The sequence below is a fragment of the Mesorhizobium sp. M0571 genome, assembly GCF_040320985.1.
Classification (GTDB): domain Bacteria; phylum Pseudomonadota; class Alphaproteobacteria; order Rhizobiales; family Rhizobiaceae; genus Mesorhizobium.
The window spans coordinates 378,064-390,831 of sequence record NZ_JAMYQT010000002.1 but is presented as its reverse complement, the minus strand read 5'-3'; the positions used below and the strand labels follow the sequence as shown (position 1 = coordinate 390,831).

The 12,768-nt window shown below is 63.8% G+C and carries 13 protein-coding genes; 11 read left to right on the top strand and 2 right to left on the bottom strand.

Annotation, left to right across the window (positions count from 1 at the left end; translation table 11 throughout):
* The 3 genes from NKI85_RS04325 to NKI85_RS04315 all read left to right on the top strand — a co-directional run bounded on the left by NKI85_RS04325 (position 1) and on the right by NKI85_RS04315 (position 3,004).
* Complete coding sequence (locus NKI85_RS04325; protein WP_254816190.1) at positions 1-834, top strand: ABC transporter ATP-binding protein; 834 nt, start codon at positions 1-3, stop codon at positions 832-834.
* Positions 831-1,580: an ABC transporter ATP-binding protein gene (locus NKI85_RS04320; protein WP_352526674.1), complete on the top strand. Its 750-nt coding sequence runs from the start codon at positions 831-833 to the stop codon at positions 1,578-1,580. Before NKI85_RS04325 ends, NKI85_RS04320 begins: the two co-directional genes overlap by 4 nt.
* Positions 1,581-1,726: 146 nt before the next feature.
* Positions 1,727-3,004: a 4-aminobutyrate--2-oxoglutarate transaminase gene (locus tag NKI85_RS04315; protein WP_352776162.1), complete on the top strand. Its 1,278-nt coding sequence runs from the start codon at positions 1,727-1,729 to the stop codon at positions 3,002-3,004.
* A gap of 64 nt (positions 3,005-3,068) precedes the next feature.
* Here NKI85_RS04315 and NKI85_RS04310 read toward each other — a convergent pair whose 3' ends face one another.
* A complete protein-coding gene (locus tag NKI85_RS04310; protein ID WP_352776160.1) occupies positions 3,069-3,671 on the bottom strand; it encodes a sulfotransferase family protein in 603 nt (200 codons plus the stop codon).
* Positions 3,672-3,786: 115 nt separating this feature from the next.
* Positions 3,787-5,040 carry an NAD(P)/FAD-dependent oxidoreductase gene (locus NKI85_RS04305; RefSeq protein WP_352776158.1) on the bottom strand — a complete coding sequence of 418 codons (1,254 nt, stop codon included), beginning with the start codon at positions 5,038-5,040 and terminating at the stop codon, positions 3,787-3,789.
* Positions 5,041-5,490: 450 nt separating this feature from the next.
* Here NKI85_RS04305 and NKI85_RS04300 point away from each other — a divergent pair, with 450 nt between their 5' ends.
* The 8 genes from NKI85_RS04300 (at position 5,491) to rimI (ending at position 12,754) form a co-directional block, all read left to right on the top strand.
* Positions 5,491-6,783 carry an imelysin family protein gene (locus NKI85_RS04300; RefSeq protein ID WP_352776242.1) on the top strand — a complete coding sequence of 431 codons (1,293 nt, stop codon included), beginning with the start codon at positions 5,491-5,493 and terminating at the stop codon, positions 6,781-6,783.
* Between the two features lie 55 nt (positions 6,784-6,838).
* Entirely contained in the window at positions 6,839-7,150 is a 312-nt protein-coding gene (locus NKI85_RS04295) for a (2Fe-2S)-binding protein (RefSeq protein WP_023676882.1), read from the top strand.
* Positions 7,116-7,601 (top strand): bacterioferritin, encoded by a 486-nt coding sequence (gene bfr, locus NKI85_RS04290; RefSeq protein WP_023719581.1) that lies wholly within the window; start codon positions 7,116-7,118, stop codon positions 7,599-7,601. The genes NKI85_RS04295 and bfr overlap by 35 nt, the downstream gene beginning before the upstream one ends.
* A gap of 96 nt (positions 7,602-7,697) precedes the next feature.
* Positions 7,698-9,221: a di-heme oxidoreductase family protein gene (locus tag NKI85_RS04285; protein WP_502896017.1), complete on the top strand. Its 1,524-nt coding sequence runs from the start codon at positions 7,698-7,700 to the stop codon at positions 9,219-9,221.
* Entirely contained in the window at positions 9,221-10,300 is a 1,080-nt protein-coding gene (locus NKI85_RS04280; protein ID WP_352776156.1) for an imelysin family protein, read from the top strand. Before NKI85_RS04285 ends, NKI85_RS04280 begins: the two co-directional genes overlap by 1 nt.
* 2 nt (positions 10,301-10,302) lie before the next feature.
* Positions 10,303-11,409, top strand: a complete 1,107-nt coding sequence (locus tag NKI85_RS04275; RefSeq protein WP_352776154.1) for a DUF1513 domain-containing protein — start codon at positions 10,303-10,305, stop codon at positions 11,407-11,409.
* A 158-nt stretch (positions 11,410-11,567) separates the two neighbouring features.
* Positions 11,568-12,260 carry a tRNA (adenosine(37)-N6)-threonylcarbamoyltransferase complex dimerization subunit type 1 TsaB gene (tsaB, locus tag NKI85_RS04270; RefSeq protein WP_352776240.1) on the top strand — a complete coding sequence of 231 codons (693 nt, stop codon included), beginning with the start codon at positions 11,568-11,570 and terminating at the stop codon, positions 12,258-12,260.
* Complete coding sequence (gene rimI, locus NKI85_RS04265) at positions 12,260-12,754, top strand: ribosomal protein S18-alanine N-acetyltransferase (RefSeq protein ID WP_352526683.1); 495 nt, start codon at positions 12,260-12,262, stop codon at positions 12,752-12,754. Before tsaB ends, rimI begins: the two co-directional genes overlap by 1 nt.
* Positions 12,755-12,768 lie beyond the last annotated feature (14 nt).

Below are 12,768 nucleotides of genomic sequence, written 5' to 3'. Positions count from 1 at the left end.
ATGAGCACGCTCCTCGAAGTCGACGATCTGCGCGTCACCTTCCCGACTCGCACCGGCCTGATCGAGGCGGTGCGCGGCGTTTCCTTCTCGCTCGGGCGCGAGCGGCTCGGCATCGTCGGCGAGAGCGGTTCGGGCAAGTCGCAGACCGGCCGCGCCATCATGGGAGTAACCCCGCCGCAGGCCGAGGTGACCGCGAAGACGCTCGCTTTCGACGGCATCGACCTGCTTGCCGCCTCGCCGCGCGAGCGCCGGGCACTGCGCGGCAAGCGTATCGCCATGATCCTGCAGGATCCGAAATACTCGCTCGACCCGGTGATGAGCATCGGCCGCCAGATCGTCGAGACGCTGCGCACGCATGAGAAGGTCTCCAAGGCCGAAGCACGAGACCGCGCGCTTGCCATGCTGGAGGCCGTGCAGATCCGCGATCCGGCCCGTGTCTTCGACCTGCATCCGCACGAGGTTTCCGGCGGCATGGGCCAGCGCGCCATGATCGCCATGATGCTGATCGCCGGGCCGGAAATGATGATCGCCGACGAGCCGACCTCGGCGCTCGACGTCACCGTGCAGCTCGACGTGCTCGGCATCCTCGACCGCCTGGTCAGCGAGCGCGGCATGGGGCTGATCTTCATCTCGCATGACCTCCGCCTGGTCTCGTCCTTCTGCGACCGGGTGATCGTCATGTATGCCGGCAAGGTGGTCGAGCAGCTCAAGGCATCCGAGCTCGGCCGCGCCCAGCATCCCTACACGCGCGGCCTGCTCAACTGCATGCCGAAGATCGGCGCCGACCGCCACCCGCTGCCGGTGCTCGACCGCAAGCCGGAGTGGGCGGCATGACGGCAGCGCTTTCCGTCGATCGGCTCGAGGTGGTCTTCGACCGTTTTCGCGCGCTGAAGGGCGTCAGCCTCGAGGTGAAATCCGGCGAGTCTTTCGGCCTGGTCGGCGAATCCGGTTCCGGCAAGTCGACGCTGCTGCGGGCGATTGCCGGTCTGGCGCCGGCCGCTTCGGGCACCATTACCGTCAATGGCAAAAAACTCGACGCGCGCCGCGACAAGGCGTTCTACCGCGAGGTGCAGATGGTCTTCCAGGACCCGTACGGCTCCCTGCACCCACGCCAGACCGTCGACCGCCTGCTGCAGGAGCCGCTCGCCATTCACGGCTTCGCCGACGGCGAAAAGCGTATCCAGCGGGCACTAGACGAGGTCGGCCTGGGGACCGGCTTCCGCTTCCGCTATTCGCATCAACTGTCGGGCGGCCAGCGCCAGCGCGTGGCGATCGCCCGCGCCCTGATCCTCGAACCGTCGATCCTGCTGCTCGATGAGCCGACCTCGGCGCTCGATGCTTCGGTGCAGGCGGAGGTGCTGAACCTGCTGGAAGAGATCCGGCGGCGCCGCAAGCTGACCTTCCTGATGGTCAGCCACGACCTCGCCATCATCACCCATATGTGCGAGCGGCTGATGGTGATGCAGAACGGCGAGGCGGTCGAGCACCTCAGCGCCGGCGACCTCGTCGAGCGCCGGGTCACCAAGGACTACACGCGCAATCTGCTGAGAGCGAGCGAGGGGTTTGTCAGGACGGCGTGACGGACGCGGCGTTCGGTTTGCTTACGTCGGCACCGGCAGGCCCAATCGCCCGGCGATGGTGCCAACTTGAGGAAAACCTGAAATAGGCCCAGAAGAGTCTCAACAGCCATCAAACGAGAGCGGGCGCCGGCCCGGCGAGGGGTACGATGACAAATTCAGCCATTTCCGAACGCAAGAACCAGTCGATCTCGCGCGGCGTCGGCATGACCACGCAGATCTATGCCGACCGCGCCGAAAACTCGGAAATATGGGACGTCGAAGGCCGCCGCTACATCGATTTCTCGTCCGGCATCGCTGTCGTCAACACCGGCCACCGTCACCCCAAGGTGATCGAAGCGGTCAAGGCGCAGCTCGACCGCTTCACCCACACTTGCTACCAGGTCTTGCCCTATGAAAGCTATATCAGGCTGGCCGAGCGGCTGAACGGCATGCTGCCCGGCAAGTTCGACAAGAAGACGATTTTTGTCACCACCGGCGCCGAGGCGGTTGAGAATGCCATCAAGATCGCCCGCAGCGCCACCGGGCGGCCGGCGGTCATCGCCTTTGCCGGCGGCTTCCACGGCCGCACCTTCATGGGCATGGCGCTGACCGGCAAAGTGGTGCCTTACAAGGTAGGCTTCGGCGCCATGCCGGCGGATGTCTTCCATGCGCCGTTTCCGGTGGCGCTGCACGGCGTCTCGGTCGCCGATTCGCTGGCGGCGCTCGACCGGCTGTTCAAGGCCGACGTCGATCCGGCCCGCGTCGCCGCCATCATCGTCGAGCCGGTGCAGGGCGAGGGCGGCTTCTACGAGGCGCCGCGCGATTTCATGACCGCATTGCGCAAGATCTGCGACCAGCACGGCATGCTGTTGATCGCCGACGAGGTGCAGACCGGCTTTGCCCGCACCGGCAAGATGTTCGCCATGGATCACCATGAGGTGGCGGCCGATATCACCACCATGGCCAAGAGCCTGGCCGGCGGCTTCCCGTTGGCGGCGGTCACCGGGCGTGCCGAGATCATGGATGCACCGAACCCCGGCGGGCTCGGCGGCACCTACGGCGGCAGCCCGATCGGCGTCGCCGCGGCGCATGCCGTGCTCGACGTCATCGACGAGGAGAAGCTCTGCGACCGCGCTAACACGCTGGGCAACCGGCTGAAGCAGCGCCTGCAATCGATCCGCGACGAAGCGCCGGAGATCGTCGATATCAGAGGCCCCGGCTTCATGAACGCGGTCGAGTTCAACGATGTGAAGAAGGGCTTGCCGGCGCCGGAACTTGCCAATGCGGTCCGGCTGAAGGCGCTCGACAAGGGCCTGATCCTGCTCACCTGCGGCGTCTACGGCAACGTCATCCGCTTCCTCGCGCCGATCACCATCCAGGACGCCGTCATGAACGAAGCGCTCGACATCCTGGAAAGTTCGATCCGAGAGGCCCGCGCCGCCTGAGCGGCGAGGATATCGCCTAGGATTCAACTGCGGCGAAGGCCGAGATAGGTGGGCAAGCCGCCGTTCAACGCCCTATGCGAGCACGAAATTCGGCAGTCGAATTGGTGCGTGGAAACGGTTCGGAAGGCAACTGTACATCGAGAAAGGCACAAAGCGGCTCCCACCCTTCGGAGGCCTGATAAGTAAGAAGGCGTTCAGGTGGCAGCGTTGATTTCACGGAAGCGTTATGTGCTTCATAGACAGCGATTGCGTGATCACGGTTATCAAATCGACCGCCAAAGACAGTGTTTCCAACCACCGCCACACCAAAGGACTGTGGATCATTGGTAGCAGCATCCATCGTGAGCCCTATTGTTTGCGCCATGCTGTCATACCAGGCTTCCGGGTCACGAACTGTCAGGATAACCTTTGCATCAGGGTAGTGGTCACTCACTTCGCGCCAAAAATGCGCCGTTGGCCAATCGACCGCGGAAAGATAGCCGGCATATGCCGCATCCCAGGTCGGGAGTTGTCCCTGGCCGGCGGCGCGCCACAGCGCCTTCTGCTCGGGATTGGCGTGGACATCTGCCATGTGATGACACGGCCCGAACCTAAGATGCTCCAACGCGAGCTTCAGCGAATATGTGCCAGTGCGACCCATGCCTGCGCCAATGACATATAGAGCCATGAGCACCCCCCGACATTTCAATTGGTCAAAATACTGCTATTTCCTTTACTTCGCTATATGTTTTGAAGGTCAGCTCCCGGTCGAACTCGGTCATTCAGGGTGATTGGGTTGGATCTTATCCCGCAGCGCGGACAGGCTCTTCTTCCTGGAAGGCGGCGAGCGCCGCCTTCAGCCCATCCGGCCCGGTTGCGACAATCTGCGGCGACGGCGAAAAGCCGGCGCCGAGCATCTTGCGGCCAAGCATATGGTCGCCGGGCCGGTTGACCGATTCGATGCCGAGCAGCCGGCTTCCAGCGTAGTGATAGATGGAGAATTTGTTCTCGGCCACGTCGCCCAGCACGATATGGCTGTCGCCGCCCGCAATCAGGCCGACCATCTGCAGCTTCATGTCGCCGATGTCGGACCAGAACCACGGCACCGCCGAATAATTGTCGGCATGGCCGACGATGGTGCGCGCGGCAAGCCGCGCCTGGTCAGTGGCGTTCTGCACCGATTCCAGCCGCACATCGCCGCCTGTGAACCAGTGCCGGTAGGAAGCGGCGTCGCCGATGGCGAGGATTTCAGGCACCGACGTGCGCATCTGCTGGTCGACGCGGATACCGTTGGCGATGGCAATGCCGGCGGCTTCGGCCAATTCGACATTCGGCACGACGCCGATGCCGATGACGACCATCTGCGCCGGCAATCTCTCGCCGGATGAGGTGATTGCAGCCGAAACACGGCCGTTCTCGCCCTCCAGCCGTTCGATGGTGGTGCCGGCAAGGACGCGCACACCGGTCGCTTCCAGACGCTGGCGCACATGGCTGGCGATGACCGGCGCCACCGCGCGGCCGAGCAGCCGGTCGACCGCCTCGACCACCGTAACCTTGCGGCCGGCCGCGGTGAGCGTTGCGGCAATCTCCAGGCCGATGAAGCCGCCGCCGAGGATGACGACCTCCTCGCTTTGCACGCTCAGTTCGCGGATCAGGCGGGCATCACTGAGCGAGCGCAGCGACACAACGCCAGAAAGCTCCGAACCCGGCAGCGGCAGCAGGCGCGGCCGCGCGCCGGTGGCGAGGATCAGCCGGTCGAACGGCAGCACGCCACCGCCCGATATCTCCAGCCCGCGACCGCCGACATCGATCCTCTCGATCCGGAGGCCCGGCCGGTAGTCGATGCTGCTGCCGGTATAAAAAGGCTCGCCGCGCAACGGCTGCGGCTTTGCTTTCTGATCCTTGATGAAGGTCTTCGACAGCGGCGGCTTGTGGTAGGGCAGTTCGTTTTCGTCACCGACGAGGATTACCGGGCCGTCATAGCCCTCCTCGCGCAGGCTGGCGGCCGCTTGCACGCCCGCATGACCCGCACCGACAATGACAACCCCGTTCTTCATAACAGCCCGATTTCTCATCCAAATCTAGGACGTCCCGCCAAGTGGCGATTGCCTGGCGCCGCCGCAAGAGTGCCGATCCGGGTCGCACCCGGAACGGCCGCCTGTCAATCGCGTTCATACGCCGACATTCCCGATATATCGGTGTTAAAGTTGACAGTTCTAGTTTAGAATAATTCTAAACTATTGTTTCAATTGAATTTTTTCTCAGACACCAGTTGACATCCAGCGTCTTCGCCGTTTTATGGAAGCTCGCGCGTCAGCGCATCCCTTTGATGTCTGGGCCTTGAACCCTTTCGATTGGAGGCATTTCGGTGTCTTTCTTCCGCGAACCGCGCGATGGCGCGATCTTTTTTTGCCCGCTGGCAGCTGCCCGCCGCGGCGCCTGCCGTCGGCCGCCACCCATGGCGCCGGCATTTCACTGATTCCCGAGGAGAGACAGTCATGAGAACGATGATCACGGCGCGATATGGCAGCAGGCTTGCGGCGATCGGCGCCACCGCGATGCTCACGGCGGCGGTGTTCGTGCTGCCGGCCAAGGCGCAAACCGATGCCAAGGCGGTCATCAAGACCTATTCCGACATTGCGCTCGCCAAATACGGGGATTCGCTGATTACGGCTGAGGCGCTCGACAAGGCTGTCGATGCGCTGCTCGCCAAGCCGTCGGTGGAAACTCTGAACGCCGCCCGCGAGGCCTGGAAGGCATCGCGTGTCCCCTATCAGCAGACCGAGGTCTATCGTTTCGGCAATGCCATCGTCGACGACTGGGAGGGCAAGGTGAATTCCTGGCCGCTCGACGAGGGCCTGATCGACTATGTCGCCAAGAGCTATGGCACCGAGTCGGATGCCAACGCGCTCTACACCGCGAATGTGATCGCCAACAAGTCGATCGAGATCAACGGCAAGAAGGTCGACGCCACCAGTCTGACGCCGGAATTCCTCTCCGGCACGCTGCAGGAGGCCGGCGGCATCGAGGCCAATGTGGCGACCGGCTATCACGCCGTCGAATTCCTGCTGTGGGGCCAGGACCTGCACGGTACCGGTCCGGGCGCCGGCGAGCGGCCCTATACCGATTACGACCTTACCAATTGCACCGGCGGCAATTGCGACCGTCGCGCGCAGTATCTGAAATCGGCGAGCGACCTTTTGGTTTCCGATCTCAAGGACATGGTCAACGACTGGAAGGAAGGCGGCGCCGCCCGTAAGAACCTTGTCGATGGCGAGCCGAACGCCGCCATTTCGACCATCTTCACCGGCATGGGCTCGCTGTCCTATGGCGAACTCGCCGGCGAGCGGATGAAGCTCGGCCTCTTGCTGCACGATCCGGAAGAGGAGCACGATTGCTTCTCCGACAACACCTACAACTCCCATCTCTACGACGCCATCGGCATCCGTGCCGCCTATCACGGCAGCTACACGCGGCTTGACGGCACTGTCGTCGAGGGGCCGTCGGTGGCCGACATGGTCAGGCAAGCCGACCCGGCGATCGACAAGGAACTGTCGGGCAAACTGGATGTCACCGTCGCCAAGATGGAGGCCATCAAGGCGCGGGCGCTCGCCGGCGAGGCCTATGACCAGCAGATCGGAGAAGGCAACACGGACGGCAATGCCACCGTGCAGGCGGCGATCGACGCGCTGGTCGATCAGACCAAGTCGATCGAGCGCGCCGTCGGCACCCTGAAGCTCAATGCCATAGCCTTCGAGGGCTCGGACAGCCTCGATTCACCGGATAAGGTGTTCCAGTAAACTATCGAAACCACCAGCCACGCGGCGCAATTGGCGCCGTCAGCCAGAGCGACAAATGCTGATCTGCCATTGCAACATCATCACCGAAAAGGAGATAGAGCAGACGATCGTCGGACTGCTGGATGAGGACCCCTGGCAGCTTATCGTGCCGGCGAAGGTCTATCATGCCATGCACAAGCGCGGTCGCTGTTGCGGCTGCTTCCCAAATGTGGTCGAAACGATCATTCGGGTCACCGAAAATTACCACGCCCGCTCGGCGGCGAGCGGCGTGGACATCGTTTCACATCTGGATCGCGTCAGAGGCCTGCGCGTCCAATACGGGAGCAGAACCCATGAAAGGCGAACAGCAGATCATAGAGCGGCTTAACGAGGCTCTGTTTCTGGAACTTGGAGCGGTCAATCAGTACTGGGTGCATTTCCGGCTGCTGGAAGACTGGGGATACGCCAAGCTGGCAAAGAAGGAACGCGCTGAATCGATCGAGGAAATGCACCATGCCGACCGGCTCGTGGCGCGTATCATCTTCCTCGAGGGCCATCCGAACCTGCAGTCCGTGGCGCCGCTGCGCATCGGGCAGAATGTCAAGGAAGTGCTCGAATCCGATCTTGCCGGCGAATATGACGCGCGCACCGCCTACAAGCGTTCGCGCGAGATTTGTAATGAAGCAGGCGACTACGTGACGATGAAGCTGTTCGAGGAATTGCTTACTGACGAGGAAGGTCACATCGACTTCCTCGAGACGCAACTCGACCTGCTCGCCTCGATCGGCGAGGAAAAATACGGCCAGCTCAACGCGGCATCGGCCGACGAGGCGGAATAAGGACATGCGGGAATGCGGCGCCCCCTAGATTTCTTGCGCCGCTTGCGGCCGGCCGAAGATTGCGGCCTGCCGCCTCAGAAGAAGCCGCGATACGGAATGGTTCGCGCCGCTTTTCTGGCCGTCGTGGCGACGCTTACCGCCTCGGCTCTGGCCGGCGCGCCGCAACCGGCGGGCCTTGCCACCAGCCGCACCGATCTGACGCCGAAGGATTTGGCGCGCGTTATCGCCATCACCAGGCCAACCAGCGATTTCTCCAAGCCCGAGCAATTCGAGCTGATGCAGGGCGGCGCCGGCACCTCGAAGAAGGACGTCAACAAGGACGCCTTCTCGCAATCCTCCGCCAACATCAGCTTCGAGGAAGAGGGCACGTTCAAGCTCGGCAACGCTATTTTTCGCAAGAACTGGGTGTCGTCGCCATCCTCGACACAGGCCTCGGATGGGCTTGGTCCGCTGTTCAACGAGCGCGCCTGCCAGAACTGCCATCTGAAGGACGGCCGCGGCCACCCGCCGGAAGGCGACAGCGGCACCACCTCGATGTTCCTGCGCCTGGCACGGCAAGCCAGCACCGAGGAGGAAAAAGCCGCGCTCGCCGATCACAAGGTGCTCAACTTCCCCGACCCGGTCTATGGCACGCAGCTGCAGGAATTGGCCGTTCCTGGCCTGCGGGGCGAAGGCAGGATGCGTGTCGACTATCAAGACGAGAAAGTAAAATTGGCGGACGGCAGCGTGGTGTCGCTGCGCAAGCCCAGCTATTCGGTCGAGGGCCTTGCCTACGGGCCGCTCGATCCACGCACCACGCTGTCGCCGCGCATGACGCCGCCGATGATCGGCCTTGGCCTGGTCGAGCAGATCGCTCCGGCCGACATCCTTGCCCATGCCGATCCGGCCGACCGCGATGGCGACGGTATTTCCGGCAGGCCCAACATAATACGCGACGGCAGCAGCGGCGAGCTGACGCTCGGCCGTTTCGGCTGGAAGGCGCAGGCCGCATCGATCCGCCAGCAATCGGCGGACGCTTTTGCCGGCGATATCGGCATTTCGACGCCCGAGGTGCCGAAGCACTGGGGCGATTGCACCTCCGGAGAAAAGGCCTGCCTTGCCCTACCCAACGGTGTGCAGGACCGCCTCGGTCCGGTCGAAGCGCCGCCGCCCGTCATGGACCTCGTTACCTTCTATTCGCAAAACCTTGCCGTGCCGGCCCGGCGCGACCTCGACAGACCGGACGTGCTCGTCGGCAAAAAACTGTTCTACGATATGGGCTGCATCTCCTGCCATACGCCGAAATTCGTCACCCGTCGCGGCACCCCGAACAAGGCGCAGGCCTTTCAGCTGATCTGGCCTTATTCCGATTTTCTGCTGCATGACATGGGGCCGGGTCTTGCCGACGGGCAGGCGGTGGGCGAGGCCACGGGAAGCGAATGGCGCACGCCGCCACTGTGGGGCATCGGACTCACCCAGACGGTCAGCGGCAACACCTTCTTCCTGCATGACGGGCGCGCGCGCAGCCTGGCCGAGGCGATCCTGTGGCATGGCGGCGAGGGGCAGAAGGCGCGTGACCGCTTTGCCGCAGCCGATGCGGCCGACCGCGATGCGCTGATCAAGTTTCTGGAGTCGCTCTGATGCCGAAGCGTCTTGCGCTTGTTCTTGCTCTCACGCTGGTCTTCGCCGCTGCACTGCCGGCGTCTGCGGCGGTGAAAGCTTCGGACGTGATCCAGCGGGCGATCGACGGCTTTGTCCGCCCGGCCTATGCCAGGCTGCATGATCATGCGGACAGCTTGACCGGGGCAATGCACGCGCTTTGCCAGGCGCCCTCGCAAGACAATCTCGATGCGGCACGCGCCGAATTCTCGGGTCTCGTGGATGCCTGGTCGGTGGTGGAAATCATCCGTTTCGGGCCGATCGCCGAAAGCAACCGGCTTGAGCGCATGCTGTTTTGGCCGGACCGCAAGAGCATCGGCCTGAAGCAGGTGCAGGCAGCACTTGCCGGCAAGGATCCGACAGCCGCCGATTCGGCCCAGCTGGCGACAAAGAGCGTCGCCATGCAAGGGCTCGGCGCACTGGAATTCCTGCTCTACGGCGACGGCGCCGATCGATTGGCCGGCAAGGACGACGCCTATCGCTGCGCCTATGGCGCGGCCATTGCCGGCAATGTCGAGACAATCGCCGGCGAGGTCAGCGACGCCTGGAATAAGCCCGGCGGCTTTGCGGCGCTCTGGGGCAATCCGGGTCCGCAGAACGCGCTCTATCACGACGGCACCGAAGCGGTGACCGAACTGGTCGGCGTCTTCATCAACGAGCTGGAAATGGTCCGCGACGTGCGCCTGAAAGGCTTCCTGGGCGCCAAGCCGGAGGCCGACAAACCGAAACAGGCGATCTATTGGCGTTCGCAAAACACCGCCCGCTCGCTGACCGGGAATCTGGCGGGCATGGACGCTCTGTTCCAGGCCTCGCAGCTTGGCGATGCGTTGCCGCCCGACGCGCGCTGGATGGCGGGATCGGTCCACATCCAGCTGACCAACGGGATCGAGGTCGCAAAGACGATCAGAGGTCCGACCGACAAGGCACTTGCCGATCCGGCGCTGCGCCGGAAGCTCGACTATTTCGCACTGGTGACATCCAGCCTGACGACCCTGATCGGCACCAGGCTGACTGCCGAATTCGGCCTGACCGCCGGGTTCTCGTCACTGGATGGCGACTAATTATGCGCACGCCGCTGATCGATCGGCGCGATTTCCTGAGGGCCGCAGGCGCTGGCTTCGTAGCGGCGATGGCGCCGTCGGCCTGGGCAAAGACGCTCGACGCCGACGCGGTCTTCGCCACCGCTTTCGTCAAGCGCGACGGCAGCTATGGTGCGGCCATCCTGTCCGAGGCCGGCAAGCTTCTGTATTCGATCGATCTGCCCGACCGCGGCCACGACGTTACCTTCGATCCGGTGTCGAAGCGTTCGGTGGTGTTTGCCAGGCAGCCGGGCACCTTTGCTGTCGTCTTCGACCACACCGGCCGCGATGAACCGCAGACCATTGCCAGCGTTGCCGGCCGGCATTTCTTCGGCCATGGCGTGTTTTCGGCCGACGGTGCGCTGCTCTACGCCACCGAGAACGATTTCGATAACGCCGCCGGCGTCGTCGGCGTCTATGATGCGCATGCGAAGTTCAAGCGGATCGGCGAATTCCCGACCTACGGCATGGGCCCGCACGAGCTTTTGCTGCTTTCCGACGGCAGGACGATTGCCGTCGCCAATGGCGGCATCGAAACGCATCCGGATTATGGCCGCGCCGAGCTCAACGTCGCGACGATGAAGCCCTCCTATGTGCTGGTCGACCGTCTCACCGGCGATCTGATCGAAAAGCACGAATTGCCGCCGGCGCTGCACCAGCTGTCGATCCGCCACATGGACGCCGACCGGTCCGGCACCGTCTGGTTCGGCTGCCAGTACAGGGGGCCGGGCACCGATCGCCCCCCGCTGGTCGGCCGCGCGGCGCGCGGCAAGGAATTGCAACTGCTCGACATGCCGCAGCATGTGCTCTCCGGCTTCAGGAACTATATCGGCTCGGTCGCCGCCAACCCGGTCGCCGGCACGATCGCCGTGTCCTCGCCGGAGGGGAATTCGCTTGCCGTGATCGACGCGGCCAGCGGGCGCATCGTCGCCACCAAGGCGCTGGTCGAGGTCTGCGGCGTGGCGCCCGACGGGAAAAGCTTCATGGCGACGACGGGCGCCGGCGAGATCGTCGAACCAGGTGGCGCGACCCGTTCCGAGCCGGACTATGTCTGGGACAATCACGTGCTGCGCATCGACCAGATCGGCTAGTGCCGGCACCGGTTTGTGGCAGTTGCGTTCGTCGAAGCTTACCTTTCTGGACTCGGATCCGAGCAAAGTTGCCTGACGGTCTATGCATTATTCCCTTGCGGGGATCAGCCTTGGCGGGCACAGGGAACTTTGTGTTGAACCTGTCTCAACCGGCCACCATGAAGTTGCTTGCCATCGACTGTGCTGCCAATCTCTGCGCCGCCTGCGTCTACGACGCGGCGGCTGGGAAGGAACTCGGCCGTTCGGTGTTCGATCTCGGCAAGGGCCATGCGGAACATTTAATGGCCGTGATCGAGGGGGCGTTGAAGGCGGCCGGAACCGATTATGCCGGCCTCGGCGCCATTGCCGTTTCCACCGGTCCGGGCTCCTTCACCGGTCTGCGCGTCGGTGTCTCGGCGGCGCGCGGCCTGGCGCTGGCGCTGAAAATACCGGCGATCGGCGTGACGACTCTGGAAGCACTGGCGGCGCAAGCGAGAGCGACGTTTCCCGGCCGCGCCGTGCTCGCCGCGCTCGATGCAGGGCGCGAGGAAATCCATGCGGCACTTTATGATGAAGCATCCGTTTTGATTTACGGTCCCTCGGTGACCACCCTTTCACAAGCCGCCGCCATCGCGGTTGACAGATCTGCGGTTCTTGCCGGCACGTCGACATCGCAAATTGCCGCCTCGGTCGGGCGCGCCTTCGACGTCGGCGCGACGGCGGCCACCGCCGACATTGCCGTCTATGCCCGGCTGGCCGCCGCCCAAGGTGCCGGTAAAAAGGGCGAGGGCGAAAAGCCGAAACCGCTCTATCTGCGCGGCGCCGACGCAAAGCCCCAGGCAGGCTTTATCCTATCGAGGCAAAAAAACTGATGCGCATTCCCTTCCTCCAGTCGCGCCGCAGGGACTATGCGCTCGAGCCGCTGACGGTTGCTGACAGCGCGGCCATGTCGGTGCTGCATCGCGAGGATTTCGCGCGGCCGTGGACCGACGACGAATTCGCCGCACTGCTCGAGCAGGACACGGTGTTCGGCTATGCCGCGCGCGAGACCGGACAGGGCGCCAAGCCGCCGCTCGGCTTCGTGCTGGCGCGCCTGGCGGCCGGCGAGGGAGAGATCCTGACTGTCGCGGTGGCACGTTCGCATCGGCGCCGGGGGCTCGGCTGGCAATTGATGGATGCGGTGCTGCGCGAACTGCACGCACAGCGCGCCGAGGCGCTTTTTCTTGAGGTCGACGAGACCAACGTTGCCGCGATCGCGCTCTACCGTCGGCTCGGCTTCCGCGAGGTCGGCAAGCGCGCCAACTATTACAAGTCGCCGGAGCACGGCCCGACCGGCGCGCTTGTCATGCGCCGCGATCTTCGTTAGCCAAACGTCGGGGT